Below are 17,863 nucleotides of genomic sequence, written 5' to 3'. Positions count from 1 at the left end.
CCAAATGCATTTGGTAGTTCTTTGTGACGGAATGGGAGGCATGCAGCAGGGAGAATTAGCGAGTCGTCAGGTAGTGGATGCATTCCGTTTATGGTTTGAAAAAAATGCTTCAAAATACCAAGGAGATAATATCTATACCAGAATGTGTCTATTGAAGGAAGTTAAAAAAGTCCTGTTAGATGTGAATCGTGATATCCTGACCTACGGGGAAAGAAATGAAAAGAAGTTAGGAACGACAGCGTCTGTTCTGTTAATTATAAATAAAAAGTATTTTATTTTTCATGTCGGAGATACCAGGATTTATAAATATAACACTACATTACAGCAGCTTACACAAGATCATACTTTGGCCAATTTAAAGAATAAGCAAAATGTTTTGACAGAAAAACAAATTCGTATGGGTGTTGATAAACACATACTATACCAATGTATCGGGACATCTGAGACAATTAAGATACAACGCAATAAGGGAAGGTTAAAAAATGGTGATACATTCTTTCTTTGTTGTGATGGGATGTACCATTTGCTGCCAGAAAAAGAGTTAGAACGTTATGTAGCAACATTACGAAGAAAAGATCCGGATGTTGTGAAAAGGATATTGCGGGACATGATTTATTTGGTACAAGGAAAAGGTGAAACCGATAATATTACTTCTTTGGTTGCAGATGTGATAGAAATATGACAGAAAAATAGGAGGAATACGAATGACAGCAGCTTACGCAAGAATGATGGCACAGAAATATCGGAAAGCAGAAGTGGAATTTAAACAGCATGCATCAACTATAAACTCAGAATATCAAATGAATATCAACAATGTAGCTTTAGGTAATCCACCAGAAGCAGGTACATCACTGGAAGGAATGTATTATGAAGATTCTTATAAACAGGCGATATCAGAATGGAAGACCAAATATGAGGTATTGAAGGGGTATTGTACCACGATGACCAGCGAGGTAGTTCAATGTGGTGTCAATGCAGGAATCAGAGCAGAACATTGGGAAGAAGTAGCGAGAGCTTTAGAGGCAGCAGAAGGCGGAATCTAATAATAGGAGGAAGATAATATGGGGTTAGATGATGTAATTGATAAGGTGAAAGACAAAGTGGAAGAGGTAGTGGAAGATGTAGTAGAAAATGTGAATGAAGTAAGAGAAAATGTTGCGGATAAGATTGAAGAGACCGGTGAAAAAATCAGCGACGCTATTTCAGAGAATGCAAAAGATAAATACGATGCTTATAAGAATGAATATGCGCAATGGGAATCACAGATGCAGAACCAATCAACGGAAGATATCGAAAAGTCTGCACAAGAGAACGGCTATAACCTTCAATATGATACGAATGGGAATATAGATTGGGAAAGTACTCGAGCAGAGAATTATCCACCCGACAATTTGAAAGAAGATAGAGATAATGCAGAAAAAAGTGCATTTAATATCGAGAACATGAGTAAGAATTTTGCAGAATGGTTAAGGGGAGGACCTAATCAAACAGCATCTTCTGAATTAGTGGAAATAAAAGATGGAATTGCAGACACAGTAAGTAAGTTAGATCATATTATTAAAGATTTTGACAGTAAAATTTTGAGTGAAATCAATCAATTTTATACAGATTTAGGTGCTAATACTGGTAAATGGGAAGGGGAAACTCAAGTTAAAGCAATAGCAATAGCGGAACTTTTTAAAATATATTTAGATGATATTAAGTATTTTTATGAAGCTTTAAAAACTCATATCCAAATGTTAGAACAAGATACTGAAAGTTTTTATGGAAATTCGAGTCAAGTAAGAAATCTTAATAGTTTAATTCGTTAGGAGGGTATCAGATGACATTAAATGAAATTATGGTGTTGAACCGTGGAATAGATAATAGCGAAATAATGGGTATTCCGGAAGGAGTACCATTTGATATTAAAAAAGATAAAGAGTTAATATTGGAAGGAAAGAGCAATCTGATACAAAAGGGAATTTTGGCAAATCATGATACTTTTACAATAAAAGGTGCCCTCATTTTTTCGCGATTAATTGAGTATAAAAAGGCTAAGAAATATCTTTGCATACAGGGGATGTGGATAGGTCTGGTTGATGAAAAAAAGTCAGTTATTATACAAAAAAAAGATATAGATTCTTACTATTTCGAATCGATCGCGACAGATTCTATCGTGAACTATCTAATAGAAAAATATCCATTTTTACAGGAGAATAAGGAGTTAGGAGAACCTATAGAGAAACAGATATCAGGAAGAGATATCTTTCAAATGTATTATATAGAATCGGAAACAGGTTTTTTGTTTGACATTATTGATAACAGCGATACAAGTCAATCTAAAAAAAGAAACGGAATCCTATTTTTTAACCATAGGGAGAAAGATTACCGGTATGATATCAACTTAGGGGTGTTGCAACAAGTTACTGGAGAAATGATACAAAGTGAAATCCAAAATAAAATGAGATTGGAGAATTCCTATGAGCAACGGAAATAAAAATTCATACGATTCTGAATATTTACAACAAAGAATTTCTCAGCTTCAAACGTTAAAAACGAATCTTACAGATATTGTAAAAAAGACCGAAGATTTAAAAGCATCCATTGAGAGCAATTATAAAGGGGCCGCCTCTACAGGCTTAACAGAAAGTTTCACACCGCTGGAAGGGCATTTGAAACTAGTAATTGATTTTTGTGATGTGACTATGAATTTTATTAATTTGACTGATGCTGAGTCGCAGGCAATTGATGGAGCAAGTGGAAATTCTGTTTCAACATTGGCCAAATAAAGGGAGATTGATATGAGGACATTAAGGAGTACTGATGAAAATTGGAAGGAACAAAAAAGTCATTGGAATAATGGGAGTTATGACAATGCGTTTCATAGTCTGCGTAATTTATTAAGAGAAGCTGAGGATGCAGATGTTTTGGCAAAATCACTGGGAGATGTGGGGGTGGTTAATTGTACATTAACCGAATCCGCTATTCAGGAAGTAGAAGATATTGAAAAACAGTTAGAAGTATTCAGTGAGAAAATTCATGATGAAATCATTCAACTGCTAGACGAACCGTTTAATCAGCAAATTCAAGGATATGTAAAATCAATATACAATTTAAATCCTCAAAATGTTAAAATTGCTACGAAAGGTGCAGCAACTATCAACTCAAATGATTTCACCTCAATTTTTGATGTAATAAAAGACTTATATATTGACAGCAAGCTGTTGGCAGATTTTGAATCTAAGATGTCACAGCTGGATACGGATGTGATCTCAAAAGAGTTAGAAGAAGCTATGGACGAGCATCTGGGCACATGGAGGGATGAAATACCTTTTGAAGATATGAAAGAAATTGATCGAAAACTATGGGAATCTTTGAACAGTACGGCAGTTGATACTGCTTTAAAGGATTTTGATACCGAGACAATAAAGAACATTTGTAATTCATACTATCGACTTTCTCCATATTGGATCGTGATGGATGATGATTATACCAAGACGGCTCATTATATCAGTACTTCCAGTGGGGTTTATATAGATATTAGTGAAGAATCGGTCAACCCTAGAAATCCTTATACGACATGGTTCCATGAGTATTCGCATTGGCTTGATAATAATGCTGTTGATATTAATAGTAATATAGATGTGAGGTCGGCTTCGTTAGAATATATTTCGATAGGTGATCATGGACAGTCGTTTTATGATGCATTGGTACAGGATTCGCTTATCTTTAAAGGGAAGGGATCAGGAAATTTAGCAATTCTTAACATAATTAATGAAGCAGGTGACTCAGCAAAAGTATCAGAGTTTACTGATATTATGAGGGCTGTATATAATAACAATGAAACGGCAGGAGGTTATGGACATAGCACTTCCTACTGGAATTATCAAGATGTAAAATTAGCGGATGGGTCTATTGTAAAGAGACCGGATATGGATCGATTAAATAAAGAGGCCTTTGCACATTTTACAGAGATTACATTAACACAAGATACATCTGATATAGAAATGTTAAAGAAGTGTTTTCCAAATGCATATAATGAATATTTGAAAATGATGAAGGAGGCTATGGAACAATGAGAGTGACGAAATCAGGAGTGATTCTATTAGTTGGAATATTATTAACCGGTTGTGCAGGAAATCAGAATAAGTCAATACAAGGAAAAGAAAATTCTCTTGATACTGTTAAAGAAGTAAATGAAACGCCTGCAGAAAAAACTTTTGTAGATAAAAAGATGGATTTTTGGGAAGGAAATTTTGCATATCAAATAATAAGTGATAATGAAGTTTGGGTTACAAATGTTGAAAGTGAAGATAACAAAAATGGTACAAGCAAATCGATAAAGATTGCTGAAATACCAGAATATGTAAAAAATAAAGAGAAAGAATATCATGTAACTGGTATAGGCGAAGGAGCTTTTGATTTATGTACTAATCTTGAAGAAGTAAATATGCCGAATAGTATACGTGAAATAGACCGAAATGCATTTGCAGAGTGCCTGAAACTATCAAAGATCCAGTTTTCTAAGAATTTAGAAGAGATTAAATATGGTGCATTTTCTGGAGCAGATGTCAGTGCTATCACTTTAGATAATATTATTCTAATTGATGAAAATGGTTTTGCATGTTGCACAAAACTGAAATCACTTGACCTGTCAAAGAGTATAAAGAAGGTAACACCTTATGCTTTTGGAGAGTGTAAAAATTTAGAAACAGTTACTATACGGGCTATTAAATTGAATATCGAAGAGAATGTTTTTTATGGTTGTAAGAAGCTAAAAGTTTTTTATGTTCCCAAAGAAAGTGTAGAGTATTATAAAAAAGCATTAAGCGAATATAAAGCAGAAGTCAAGGCAATTGAAGAGTAGATTGAAGGAGGGCATTTGATATTGAAAATAAGAAATTATGTTATTCTTACATTTGCCGGTGTTTTTTTAGTTGGTTGTCAGACTAACCATACAAAAGATTCTAGTTTAAATAAAACATTCGTATACGATAACAATGAAAACCAGTCGAATGAAGTAACAGAAGAAATGTCATTGCCAGACAAAAAGATAGATTTTTGGGATGGTAAATATGCTTATGAAATCTTAGCTTCTAGTGAGATATGCTTGACAAATGTAGAGGGCGAAGATAATAAAGAGGGTATAAGTAAAAAGATTAAATCTTCCACAATACCTGTCAAGGCAACTTATAAAAATAAAGAATATATGGTTTCTAGAATTGGGGAAGGAGCATTTATATCCTGTAAGAATTTAAATGATCTAATTATGCCGGATTCTGTAAAAGAGATAGATAAATCTGCATTTGCTTATTGCGAGAGTCTAAAGGGAATTACTTTTTCAAATGAATTGCAAAGAATTGGAAACGGTGCATTTGTTTTTACAAGTGTTGCTGAATTGAAATTTGGAGATAAACTATCTTTCATTGAGGAAGCTGCTTTTAGTTTTTGTAAAAGTCTTAAAAAAGTTGATTTGCCCGAAAGTGTAAAGGTAATTGAAAAAGGAGCTTTCTCTTCTTGCCTTAACTTACAGGAAGTTACGATTCGCGCACGGAAACTTAATATGGAGGAAAAAGTATTTGTTAAATGTAATTCTTTAAAAACTTTTTATGTTCCCAAAGAAAGTATAGAGTATTATAAAAAAGCATTAAACGAATATAAAGCAGAAGTCAAGGCAATTGAAGAATAAATAGAGATAAGAATGAATAATTGTGAAATGGAGAAATGGTCATATGCTATGTTTAAAATGTGGTTATGATATGGGAAATCGGACAGAATGTCCAATCTGTGGATATTCTACGGAAGAACCGAAAGATAAAATAGAAGAGAATCATGCAGAATCCAATCATGCAGAAAAAATAGTTCATGAAAAACCGGTCCAAAGTAAGTACTTGAAAGTATTTGGTATTTGTTCAGTGGGACTGGTATTAAGTGTGATATGTTTGATACAAGTATTAAAACATTACGAAAGCACGACACATCTCTGGTTTGAAAATCAATATCATGAAGTATATTGCGATAATGAAAGAGTGACAGCAGATAGAAAAGCTATGTTGGCAGTTAGCAATCAGGGAGTTTTAAGTTACGAATATGGAAACTATATCCTAAGTGATCTAGAAGGAAGAAAAAAGGAAGTTTCTTTGGATTTGAAGGGGCAGATTGTACAGGTGATAATGAGCAATTCAAACGAATACATAGGTGTTATTACCAATCTACAAAACCAATTATCATTAAATTTAATACAGGTAAAAGATACAGGGAACATGATAATAGACGAAAATATAGACATTAATAAACTTCTTTATATAACAGATATAGGAACGATTATGTATCTGGATAAAGAAGGGGAATTGGTGCGCTGGAATCGTAAAAACAAGCAATTAGTTGGAAATAAGGTAACGCAGTGCATAGTATTTGAAGAAAGTAATACCTTTTACTTTTTACAAGAGAATAAAGAGCTGTATCATGTAAATTTAAAAAAGGAAGATTCCCCTCAAAAGATAAAGAGTAATGTATTAAGTCTTTCTGCAAAAAAAGAAAACAGTTGGAAAAGCATGACTGGAAATGTTGATTTAATTAAGTTCGGATATTTAGAAGATGATCTTATTATGAATACCACTCAGAAAGATACTACGGAAGTAATTGTGAAAGATGAAAATTACAGTTATGGTATTAATGAGAAGAAACAGTTATATCGAAAAGATGTTATCGATGGAGAAATTACAATACTACATGAAGGTGTCTTTGATTTTGGAATAAGATAGATAGAGGTACGTTATGAAAATATTAAAAACAATTGGTAAAATCCTGTTACCGGTACTCGTCATAGCAGGCATAATCTTTATAATTAATAAGTTTTGGGGAACAGATATCCTATACAGGGTAAGCCCGGAATTATATTTAAAAAGAATAATGAACAATGAACAGAAAGTTTATGAAAACAGCTGGCTGAATCTGACTTGTAAAAATCGTGATAAACTAGGACAAGATACACAATACTGGGAAGAAGCGAAACTTTGTTTTTTTCCGAATACGAAAAAAGAGATTTCCATAATCGCAGGACAGAATGCACAGCAGTATACAATAAGCATACCTCAGGGAGGAATAGAAAACTTTGGTTTTGAGAAAACGGTACTTAGAGAACAACTGACAAAAGATTTAAATGTAGATTTTCAGAAGCAGTATCAAGAAGATAATGTGATTTTAGACATCAAAAATTTAAATAAAGATTTACATACTATTTGGAAGTCCACCATAAAACATATTAATGTCAAAAAAGGTGGAAAAGTGAAACAGTATAAAGAAGGAAAAAGTAAAGAACTCAAGAAAATAACAGTAATTTTAAAGAAAGAAGAAGTAGAAAAGTTTCTTAAGAGTGCATCTGAAACGATGGATGCAGATAAAAACTTAGGAACTGTATTGAAAAAAATAACGAAATATCAAAAAGATTTCTTACTTTTAGAGGATGTAGAAATCAATTTTTATATAAATGATGCAGATCAAATTGGGGAAACGGAATGCTACCTTTATGCGAATTATAAAGGAGCTGTTACCAAAATAAATTTGGGTGGAACTTTTTATGATAAAGAAAAATCATATGGAACCAGTGATTTATATCTTACACTAGACAATGGGAAAAGTAAGAATCGATATTCCCTAACGATTAATGGAACGTTTGAAAAAAACAAAGTGCAGAGTGACATTGTATTGGGGAAATTTCAAAATGGAAAGAAAAATGATTATAAATTACATATCGATTATCAGTTAACATCGGGTGAAAAGACAGTTACTGCTAACAATTATTTTGAACTTGGTGCGAATAAGCAAGAAGAATCGGCTTTCCAATGTGCAGAATTTATTGTTAACAATTATTATCCCAAATATAAAAAGGCATGGAAAGAATATTTAGATAAGTATGAACACTTTAAGGAGACTTTAGCTCTGACACCATTAAGAGGAGCACGAATATTTAAAGAAATGAAAGAAGTAAATGGTTTTATTATACTAAATAATAATATATTGATTGGATATACGGGGAAAGAGGCCAATGTCAAGGTTCCAAATGATATTGTTAAAATTGCTCGTTCGGCGTTTAAAAACAATAAATTAATTAGAAAAATAACGGTTCCGGAGACGGTAATTGATATAGAGCAGGAAGGTTTTGCAGGGTGTAGTTCCTTACAGACAGTTAAACTTCCGACCAGTCTGCGAACGATTGGAGAGAGTGCGTTTAAAGGCTGCAATAGTTTAACGGCCGTTTCAATTCCAATTGGTGTGGAGAGGATAGAAGAAAATACATTCCAGGGATGTTCAAATCTGGGAAATGTCAGCATACCGGATAGTGTTACTTATATTGGAGAAAATGCCTTTTTATCTTGTAACAATATTAATAAGTTAAAAATTCCTAAGAGTGTTACAGAAATAGGGAAAGATGCATTTAAAGATACTCAATGGATTGCATCTAAGACAGGGGATTTTATAATTCTAGGGGACAATATTCTTTATAAATATAATGGAAATAAACAAAAAGTAAAGATTCCTGAAGAAGTAAACTGCATCGGCGGTGCATTCGCAGATAATCAAACGGTACAAAATATCACATTATCCAAAAGTGTAAAGATTTTAGGAGCAGGAGCTTTTTATAATTGCACTAATTTAACGAAGATTAAGTTTTCAGATGGTTTAAGTAAGATTGGAAAAGAAGCCTTTTATGGTTGCAAGGGCTTAAAAACGATTAGCCTTCCAGATTCCGTTTCTTCCATAGAAGAAAACGCTTTTGCAGAATGTACTTCTTTGGAGCAAATGAATTTAAATGATTCAATCGGAACCATTGGAAAAGGAGCATTCTTAAATTGTAAAAAATTGAAAGCAATTTATCTTCCGGAAAGTATCGTTGAAATAAGTGAAGATACATATTCAGGATGCAGCAGCTTGGTAAGTGTGACGATGTCTGACAAATTAACGAAAATTGATTATCGTGCATTTTATCAGTGTGATGCAATTAGCAGCATCAGTTTGTCAAGTGGTCTGACAGATTTGGATGAGATGGCTTTTGAAGGATGTAAAAATTTGAAGAAAGTATATGTGGCTAACGGGGTCGTACCCGACTTTAAGAATAATCTGAAATTAAATCTTGTTGAGAAATAGGAGGAAAAAGGATGAAACCGAACAAAGCTATTGTGGAGTTAAATTTAACAAAATACAATCAAGTTGTGGACATAGAAGTACCTCTTGATATTTCTGTATATGAACTTGTGTGTGCAGTCAATCAAGCCTTTCAATTGGAACAGGATACATCAAACATTAATACCTGTCATTTAAAAACAGAACATCCCATTGGATTTTTTACCAGTACTCAGAAATTAGAAGAGTGTGGAATTGTAAATGGAACTATTATTCGTATTTAATACAAAAGAAAGCGGAGCAAACTATGAGGGAAAATTATAAGATAATTTTAACAGGAAATAACTTGTATCAGGAGTTCACATTAACCGAAGAGAGCAAGCCTGTTATTCGAATTGGAAATATCAAAGGCTGTGATATACGTTTTCGAAAGGAACTCTTTTTCGAAGAGTTTTCTATCAAAATACGTAAAACAGATACAGGCTGGGCGGTAGAAGACGAAAAAAACACGTTCATTACCCAGGATGAAATAGCGAAGTTGTATTCAAGAGAGATGAGACATGGGGACGAACTTTGGATAAAGTCCCAAAGAAGTATTCCATTATTTCAGTTATTGTTTTCCATTGATTTTGATAAAGAAATCAGAAATTACCAATGTGAAATTGACATTTCACAAGTGAATGAATTCCAAATTGGGGGGAGACAAGACTGCCATATTTTCTTAAAAGATGAACTGGTAGGCCAGGAGTCAATTGAGGTTAGGAAAAATGGTGATTCTCTAGAGGTAGATGATAAAGGGATAAGAATCGGTGTTTATGTAAATGGAACCATAATTCGTTCCAAAACATTGATAAAAGAATATGATTTCTTTATGTTATCCGGTTATAGTTTCTACTTTAAAGGTGGGAAGCTATATACTACAAGCGACCAGGAGCGATTAAAGACGACACTTCCGTTTGAAATTCATTTGGAAAGCCAAAACCATATGGAATATCCATATTTTATAAGAAACACTCGAATTCAATATGAACTTCCTGATGAAAAGATTGATATCTTATCAGTTGATGCAAAGCCGGATGTACCCAATAAAAATCCATTTTTAAGAGTATTGCCGTTACTTCTCAGCCTTTTTATTATGGTAGGACTGCGTTCTATGATGGGCGGTAGCGGAATGTTTGTAATTTATAGCGGAGCAATGGTAGGAGTCGGATTATTGACGACGATTATTACAATGATCACCGATAAGAAGGATTACAAGCAGAAAGTAAAAGAACGGGAAGAAGATTATGCAGAGTATATCGAAAAGAAAAAGTCTGATATCCAGAAAAAGCAAAATGAAGAAAAAGAGCTGTTAGAAAAGACTTATTTAGAGACAAATGAGAATCTCCGTCTAGTAAAGGAATTTGATAAGAGATTATTTGAGAAAGATATGGAGCATAAAGATTTCCTTCAAGTCCGTATCGGTCATGGATGTCGAAAGTCCGGTTATGAAATATCCATTCATGAGGAAGAAAAGAAAAATACAAAAGATCCTTTACAGGAAATACCGGAACAACTGAAAGAAGAATATGAATATCTGGATGATGCGCCATTAGTGACCGATTTAAATAGTAATAATGCAATCGGTGTGGTTGGGAAAAAAGAATGGTTATGGAACTTTGGACGGACACTTACGGTAGACATTGTGACCCGTCATTACCATAACGAAGTGAAGTTGTTCTACATATTTGAAGGAGATGAAATTGAGAACTACCAATGGATCAAATGGCTTCTTCATGTAAACAGCAAGCAATATGACAGACGAAATATTGTTTGTGATAAAGAGAGTAAAAACGTTTTATTAGAATTCATTTATAACATTATTACCAATCGTAATGGTGGTGAAAAATCCAATTCGAAAACATTTGATACCAAGTATATTGTTTTTGTTTATGATACACAGGCAATTTTGGATCATCCAATTTCGAAATACATAAAAAATGCGAACGAATGTGGTTTTACCTTTGTGTTTTTTACGGAGTACGAAGAGTTTCTTCCTTATGGCTGTAAGGAAGTTATCCGCTTAGTCAGTGAAAAGGAAGGAAAACGGATCGTAGCAGAAAAAGCACAGGATATTGATTCCTTTATTTATGAAAGTGTCGAGGATACGCAAATCAAGAGATTTGCCAGAAAAATGAGTCCGATTTATATCAAAGAAGTGAATCTGGATAGTGAGTTGACCAAAAATATTACGTTATATCAAATGTTAAAAATCTTTAGTGTACAAGATATCAATTATGGCTCCAATTGGGCGAATTCTAAGGTATATGAGACGATGGCAGCACCATTAGGTGTAAGGATGAAAAATGAACTTGTATTCTTAGACCTTCATGAAAAATATCATGGACCACATGGTTTGGTAGCGGGTACGACAGGATCCGGTAAGAGTGAGATTTTGCAAAGTTATATTTTGTCGATGGCCATACAATTCCATCCATATGATGTAGGTTTTGTTTTGATTGACTTTAAGGGAGGAGGTATGTTGAATCAGTTCAAGCAGCTTCCTCACTTGATGGGAACGATCACCAATATTGATGGAAGGGAAATAGACCGTTCGCTAAAATCCATTAAGGCAGAATTATTAAAGAGACAGTCTGTATTTTCGGAATATAATGTAAATCATATAGATCAATATATTAAGTTGTGCAAGAGTGGAAAAGGCGGCGTGCCGCTTCCCCATTTGATTATCATCGTGGACGAGTTCGCAGAGTTGAAAACTGAATATCCGGATTTTATGAAAGAACTAATCAGTGCGGCCAGAATTGGACGAAGTCTTGGTGTACACTTGATTTTGGCAACACAGAAACCTTCCGGTGTCGTAGACGCACAGATTTGGAGTAACTCGAAATTTAAACTTTGTTTGAAAGTACAGACGAAGGAAGACAGTAATGAAGTGTTAAAAACCGGTCTGGCAGCTGAGATTGTTGAGCCCGGACGAGCTTATCTTCAAGTTGGTAATAATGAAATATTTGAATTGTTCCAATCAGCATATAGTGGAGCAAGTGTTTCAGGTTTTGCAGAAGTGACCAACGAGTTCGAGCTTTCTATGGTAGATTTTGGTGGAAGAAGAAAAGTTATTTATTCCAATAAAAATAAGAAGAAAGATAAAGAAGCCATTACACAGTTGGATGCGATCGTTGAAAGTCTTCATGATTATTGTGAAGATAATCAAATAGAGCTGCTTTCCGGTATCTGTCTAAAACCATTAGAGACCCAGATTTTCTTATCAGAATTAAAACCGGTCAAAAAGGATTTACAACAAGGAATTCTTCTCAATATTGGTATTTACGATGACCCTGAAATGCAGGTACAGGAAGAGGTAGTCTTAGATATATCTTCCAGTAACACTTTTATTGCCGGTTCTGCGATGACAGGAAAGACCACAATGCTCCAGACGATATTATACGCTCTAGTAGAAAACTATAGTCCTCAAGAGGTAAATGTCTATATTTTAGACTTTGGTACTATGGCATTAAAAGTATTTGAAAAGGCACATCAGGTCGGAGGGGTCATTCTCTCTTCAGAAGAAGAGCGAATTAAGAACTTTATCAAAATGATGGATGAAGAAATGGTAAGTAGAAAAATTGCATTGCTGGAGAAAAATGTAGGTACATTCAGTGCTTATAAAGAAGCAGGGTATAGTGATCTGCCGCAGGTACTGATTTTTGTAGATAATGTAGTAGCATTTAAAGAGTATTATCAAGATTATTTCGAAAATTTCATGGCGATCTCCCGGGAAGGACTAAGCCTTGGTATCAATCTGATTTTAACGTCTTCTCAATCAAATGCGCTGAATTACAAGATGATGGCCAACTTTGGAACTCGTTTTTCATTGGTGCAAAATGAAAAAGGTGATTATAGTAGCCTATTTGAACGCTGCAAAATGGAACCGAGAGAAACGGAAGGGCGCGGCTTGTTTATGATGGATAAGAGAATTCTTGAATTCCAGACTGCATTATGTGTAGAAGGGGAAAAAGAATTTATACGTAATGAGAAGATTGCTCAGTTTATTCAAGAAATGAATCAACAATATGAAAACCAATTTGCGAAACCGATTCCAGAAGTACCAAAAGTATTGAATGTAAACGAATTAATGAGATTCGCAGGCGATATGAAGGAACATAGAAATGAAATTCCGTTTGCAATTGATTTTTCTACCATTTCAATGCAGTATGTAAAAATGCTTACAGCTGGTATCTTTGGAATTATGGGTAGAGATGCAGAGAAGCGTTACAATTTGGTCCGCTATTTAATTGAATACTTGAACAACAAAAATAACCAGATTTCTTCTAAAATATATGTTATCGATGGTGTACAAAGACAGCTTCAAGCGATGGAAAACTTGGAAAGTGTCGTAAAATATTCCTTTAATCCAAGAGATATAGAAAGTATTTTAAACGAAGTCGCAGAGATATTAGAGAATAGGAAAAAAGAACTTTATGAAAATCCGGAATCACTTGAGGATGCGGAGTTTATCGTAATTTTATTGGAAAACTCAGATGTTTTCGAAGAATTTGAAGAGAACTTCCAAGCGAACGATTTATTCAAAAACATTGTACAAAACTTAAAGAAGTACCGAGTCCTATTCATATTCTCAGATGTTCCAAATATTGTAGCAGGTTATGGAACACCGGAATCTATTAAATTAATACGAGCAGAATCAACAATGGTGATGTTTGAAAATCTGAATCTTGTTAAGATGTATGACTTCTCCGTTAAGACGTTACGTGAAAATACAGCACCACTTCAAGGAATGGAAGGCTATTTGATACAGGAAGGAGAAATGGAGAAAGTTAAGGTGGTTGATTATGAGGGAATAGAGTAACATTTTACAACTATTTTTTGACAAAAGAATTTAATAAGGGGAAACTTACTTATGAAGAGAGACTTAAAATTATACTTTGAAAGAACAGAAGCAATTGAAAACGATTTAAATAGTTACCTAAAGGCAGTTACAACAATGGAAACAGTATTAAGAACTGTATGTAAGAAGTTGACAAACTGTGAAGGAAAGTCTATTGATGCGATTTTGGATACGCAGGAGGATTTAGAGAAAGACATAAAAAAATGTAAGGAGGAAATCAAAGACCTTTACGAATTATTCCAAGGCTATAACAAAGACATGCAGGATATTATGCAGCCTAAGGATAAAGGAAGTATGATGCGTGTAGACCGAAATGATATTTGGTGGAATAAATATCAGATCAGCTGTGAAGTAGATAGTATAAATTCGTTAAAAGCAATGGTACTCTATAATAATTACGGGTATGGGTACAATTATAATGATGTAATTGATACCGATGACGATGAAGAACGTAAGAAACAGCAAAGAAACGGCAGAAAAATAGATGAGATTTTCAATACCGTAGTACCTGCAAGTTATAATGCATTGAAGCAGCAAATGAACAAACTGGACAATTTTCATGAAACGAAAGTGATTCCTTTTGAAAATATGGATGATACTTATGCAGCAAAAGCAGGACAATTGTTATATACTTATGAAGGGAATCTGGAATGGTTTAAAAGAATTGTCGGTACATGTGTTGATGCTGTAGTAGATATTGTAGTAGGTGTCGCGAAAGCGTTATGGGATACGGTCGTAGGCCTTATAACATTGGTAGGCGGATTAGTGGCATTTGCGGCTTCAGCGGTTGTCATTGGTGTATGCAAACCTCTGGATATATCTCCGCCAAAGTGGGCTTCTCATGTTTTTAATCAAGGGGTAGAAACAGCAAAAGTGCTCGTGAGTCTTGAATGGATACCAGCTTTGGGGCAGCAGATCATGGACTCAGTAGAAGAAGAAGGTATCTTTTATGCAGTCGGATATACGATTGGATCTATAGCGGGCGTTAAAGGCTTAGACAAACTGGGGAAAACAGCAAAAATAGCGATGGGTGGAAAAGTTAGTGTTTTAAAGAACGCAAGTTGTGTAGATGACCTGTTGAGAGCTGGTCTAAGTTCGACAGATGATCTTGTTAAAGCGGGTATTACTTCCGTGGATGACTTACTAAAGGTTGGAGTCAATTCCCTTGATGATTTAGCCAAAGTCGGAGTCAACTCCATAGACGACCTGGTCAAACTGGGAGTGAAATCCGCAGACGATTTTGCGAAGCTGGGTATCACTTCCGTGGAACAATTGAAGAAGATTGGTATTACTTCGATGGATGACTTGGCAAAGCTTGGGATTACATCGTCAGAAGATTTGGCTAAGATTGGGGTGAAGTCGGCTGATGATTTTGTTGAAGTAGGGAGTAGGTTCACACAATTAAAAACTAAAGTAGAAAACTGGGCTCAAAGCGAGGGAGAGAAATTATCAAAGATTTCTAAAAGGCAACGAGACAAGTTTAATACGGCATGTGTTGTTTATGATGAAACTACAGGTAAGTATTATTTTGGAAGAAATAATGGTATAAATATTAGTGGAAGTAACAAAAATCCTATATTGTTTGGAGAGAGTAATACCTCAGGCATTTTGCCAGAACAATCGTTAAATAAATATACAGTAGGAAATTGTGCAGAAGTTGATGCAGTAAATCAAGCATTGAATGATGGGGCAAAATTAAAAGATCTTTATATGGGAACAATTCATACAACAAATAGTAAGTTTGGTGCATCTAAAGTTGCATGTGAGAACTGTACATATACTTTTAAAGGTAGAGTTGCAGAGAATTATTCTGGATGGTTAGGAGAATAGGAGAATTTATATGATGGAAGAATTAAAAAACATATCAATTACAGGAAGAATAGGATATGGGATAATGTGTTTAGAAGAATACTTATTAACTAAATATCCTAATAAAGATTGGAGCTTTATTTTAGAAAAGTATTGGCAAATAACAAGTTTAGAACTGTGGGATATATGGATGGATGAAGTAATTGAAATCATTCCTGAATATTTATTTGAATTTGATGATTATGAATCATCAGATTTTGAGCATTTATCTTATGAAAACTATTTGAAATTAAAAGAAATATATAAGGGTGTTGGTGATGATGCCAATATTATATTGAAAAAGGTATATGATTTGGCAAATAGTCATGCATATAGTTCGATAGTTGGAGAAGGTAAAGAAAGCTTGGAAGTTTTGGATGATGTTATAAAATATTTAGTAAATAATGAGGTGATTTTACCCAATATAGAAAAAGTTAAAAAATTTACGATAGATAAAAATAATGGATGGGGTGTCTCTTATAATGGTAAAATTTTATCAAAAATATTAAAATGATATAAAACATAATGAGGATACTAGTGCTTGTGAGTCTTGAATGGATACTGGTTTTGGTCAGCATAAATTGTTATGAAGATGATAGTTAAATTATGGATTTGGCTGGAATTATTTTAAAAGAATAAGCTAAAATTAATGGGAACTAAGGGTGCGGCTGAAGCTGTCAAGAAAAATTTAAAGAATAAAATCAGTAATATTCGCTCTGAAATGCCTAATACTAATTTAAGTAAAAGAGGGAATATGGCAGCAGCAGAAGTAGATATAGTTGTTGCATTGTGAAGGGAAATCGATTGATGCGATACTGGATACAAAAGAGGATTTAGAGAAAGATATTAAGAAATGTAAAAACGAGATAAAAGACCTTTATGATTTGTTCCAAGGTTACAACACCGATATGCAGAACATTATGTGGCCAAAGAATAAAGAAAACATGATGCGAGTAGACCGTAATGACATTTGGTGGAATAATATACTACCTGGCAGTTATGCTATATTAAAACAAAACATGGACGATATAGATAATTTTCATGAAACGAAAGTAATTCCTTTTGAAAATATGGATGATACTTATGGATCAAAAGCAGGACAACTGTTAAAGACTTATGAAGGGAATCTGGAATGGTTTAAAAGAATTTTCGGCAATTGTAAGGATGCTGTCGTAGATCTTGTCAAAGGGATTGCAAAAGCCTTATGGGATACGGTCGTAGGCGCCTTATAACATTGATAGGTGGATTAGTAGCATTTGCAGCATCAGCGGTTGTCATTGGAGTGTGCAAACCGCTTGATATATCTCCACCAAAGTGGGCTTCTCATGTTTTTGATCAAGGAGTAGAAACAGCAAAAGTGCTTGTGAGTCTCGAGTGGATACCGGCTTTGGGGCAGCAGATCATGGATTCAGTAGAAGAAGAAGGAATCTTTTATGCAGTCGGATATACGATTGGCTCTATAGCGGGCGTTAAAGGCTTAGACAAACTGGGGAAAACAGCAAAAATAGCGATGGGTGGAAAAGTCAGTGTTTTGAAAAACGCAAGTTGTGTAGATGACCTGGTCAAACTGGGAGTGAACTCCGCAGACGATCTGGCGAAGCTGGGTATCACTTCCGTGGAACAATTGAAGAAGATTGGTATTACTTCGATGGATGACCTGGCAATTTTGGATAACATTTATCACCATGTAAAAAATAAGCCGAAATATTATCGTAGATTTCAAGAATGTGATAAAATATGGAAAATAAAAAGCATTATATGAGAACAATAAACATCAGTGCAAATCATGGAAATAATAGTTAATATTTATGAATGTTGAAGTTTTAGAAAATAGATTAGGTAATTTTGGGTGTTTTGGGTTTCACTATCCTGATTCTTTTAAAAAAGCGATAGAATTAAATTTACTAGACTTTGATTTATGGTACATTATGGATGCAGAAAGAGTGTTAAGTAGATAAAAAGGCCTTAAGGAGAGATATTCTGATAGAAAGCTGATACCTTTTGCGA

The 17,863-nt window shown here is 34.2% G+C and carries 18 protein-coding genes; all 18 read left to right on the top strand.

Features of this window, described 5'->3' with window-relative positions; translation table 11 throughout:
• The coding region (locus tag DWV06_RS05970) for a PP2C family protein-serine/threonine phosphatase (RefSeq protein WP_147289837.1) at nt 1–682 on the top strand (682 nt) is incomplete at its 5' end.
• Nucleotides 683–704: 22 nt separating this feature from the next.
• Nucleotides 705–1,043, top strand: a complete 339-nt coding sequence (locus tag DWV06_RS05965) for a hypothetical protein (RefSeq protein WP_115481266.1) — start codon at nt 705–707, stop codon at nt 1,041–1,043.
• An 18-nt stretch (nt 1,044–1,061) separates the two neighbouring features.
• Nucleotides 1,062–1,811 (top strand): hypothetical protein, encoded by a 750-nt coding sequence (locus tag DWV06_RS05960; RefSeq protein ID WP_115481265.1) that lies wholly within the window; start codon nt 1,062–1,064, stop codon nt 1,809–1,811.
• An 11-nt stretch (nt 1,812–1,822) separates the two neighbouring features.
• The gene (locus DWV06_RS05955; RefSeq protein WP_115481264.1) at nt 1,823–2,479 is read left to right on the top strand and encodes a DUF5081 family protein; all 657 of its coding nucleotides are present in this window, start codon (nt 1,823–1,825) and stop codon (nt 2,477–2,479) included.
• Nucleotides 2,463–2,771, top strand: a complete 309-nt coding sequence (locus tag DWV06_RS05950) for a hypothetical protein (RefSeq protein WP_115481263.1) — start codon at nt 2,463–2,465, stop codon at nt 2,769–2,771. The genes DWV06_RS05955 and DWV06_RS05950 overlap by 17 nt, the downstream gene beginning before the upstream one ends.
• A gap of 12 nt (nt 2,772–2,783) precedes the next feature.
• Entirely contained in the window at nt 2,784–4,061 is a 1,278-nt protein-coding gene (locus DWV06_RS05945; protein ID WP_115481262.1) for a hypothetical protein, read from the top strand.
• Nucleotides 4,058–4,849, top strand: coding sequence for a leucine-rich repeat domain-containing protein (locus tag DWV06_RS05940; RefSeq protein WP_115481261.1), 792 nt, complete (start codon nt 4,058–4,060; stop codon nt 4,847–4,849). Before DWV06_RS05945 ends, DWV06_RS05940 begins: the two co-directional genes overlap by 4 nt.
• Nucleotides 4,850–4,870: 21 nt before the next feature.
• Entirely contained in the window at nt 4,871–5,671 is an 801-nt protein-coding gene (locus DWV06_RS05935) for a leucine-rich repeat domain-containing protein (protein WP_115481260.1), read from the top strand.
• A 43-nt stretch (nt 5,672–5,714) separates the two neighbouring features.
• Nucleotides 5,715–6,746 (top strand): hypothetical protein, encoded by a 1,032-nt coding sequence (locus tag DWV06_RS05930; RefSeq protein ID WP_115481259.1) that lies wholly within the window; start codon nt 5,715–5,717, stop codon nt 6,744–6,746.
• 13 nt (nt 6,747–6,759) lie between these two features.
• Nucleotides 6,760–9,129, top strand: a complete 2,370-nt coding sequence (locus DWV06_RS05925) for a leucine-rich repeat domain-containing protein (RefSeq protein ID WP_115481258.1) — start codon at nt 6,760–6,762, stop codon at nt 9,127–9,129.
• Nucleotides 9,130–9,140: 11 nt separating this feature from the next.
• The gene (locus DWV06_RS05920; protein ID WP_115481257.1) at nt 9,141–9,389 is read left to right on the top strand and encodes an EsaB/YukD family protein; all 249 of its coding nucleotides are present in this window, start codon (nt 9,141–9,143) and stop codon (nt 9,387–9,389) included.
• A gap of 23 nt (nt 9,390–9,412) precedes the next feature.
• On the top strand, nt 9,413–13,969 hold the full coding sequence (essC, locus tag DWV06_RS05915; RefSeq protein ID WP_115481256.1) for a type VII secretion protein EssC: 4,557 nt from the start codon (nt 9,413–9,415) through the stop codon (nt 13,967–13,969).
• Nucleotides 13,970–14,020: 51 nt separating this feature from the next.
• On the top strand, nt 14,021–15,838 hold the full coding sequence (locus DWV06_RS05910) for an SAM domain-containing protein (protein WP_115481255.1): 1,818 nt from the start codon (nt 14,021–14,023) through the stop codon (nt 15,836–15,838).
• 10 nt (nt 15,839–15,848) lie between these two features.
• Nucleotides 15,849–16,370, top strand: a complete 522-nt coding sequence (locus DWV06_RS05905) for a hypothetical protein (protein ID WP_115481254.1) — start codon at nt 15,849–15,851, stop codon at nt 16,368–16,370.
• A 135-nt stretch (nt 16,371–16,505) separates the two neighbouring features.
• Nucleotides 16,506–16,649, top strand: coding sequence for a hypothetical protein (locus tag DWV06_RS18325; protein ID WP_155522618.1), 144 nt, complete (start codon nt 16,506–16,508; stop codon nt 16,647–16,649).
• Nucleotides 16,636–17,088, top strand: coding sequence for an EscU/YscU/HrcU family type III secretion system export apparatus switch protein (locus DWV06_RS05900; protein ID WP_147289836.1), 453 nt, complete (start codon nt 16,636–16,638; stop codon nt 17,086–17,088). The genes DWV06_RS18325 and DWV06_RS05900 overlap by 14 nt, the downstream gene beginning before the upstream one ends.
• The gene (locus DWV06_RS05895; protein ID WP_147289835.1) at nt 17,061–17,618 is read left to right on the top strand and encodes a helix-hairpin-helix domain-containing protein; all 558 of its coding nucleotides are present in this window, start codon (nt 17,061–17,063) and stop codon (nt 17,616–17,618) included. Before DWV06_RS05900 ends, DWV06_RS05895 begins: the two co-directional genes overlap by 28 nt.
• A 46-nt stretch (nt 17,619–17,664) precedes the next feature.
• Nucleotides 17,665–17,814 (top strand): hypothetical protein, encoded by a 150-nt coding sequence (locus DWV06_RS18980; protein ID WP_331463291.1) that lies wholly within the window; start codon nt 17,665–17,667, stop codon nt 17,812–17,814.
• Nucleotides 17,815–17,863: the final 49 nt, after the last annotated feature.

It is taken from the genome of Anaerosacchariphilus polymeriproducens, assembly GCF_003363435.1.
Classification (GTDB): Bacteria; Bacillota; Clostridia; order Lachnospirales; family Lachnospiraceae; genus Anaerosacchariphilus; species Anaerosacchariphilus polymeriproducens.
This window is presented reverse-complemented; position numbering and strand designations above follow the sequence as displayed.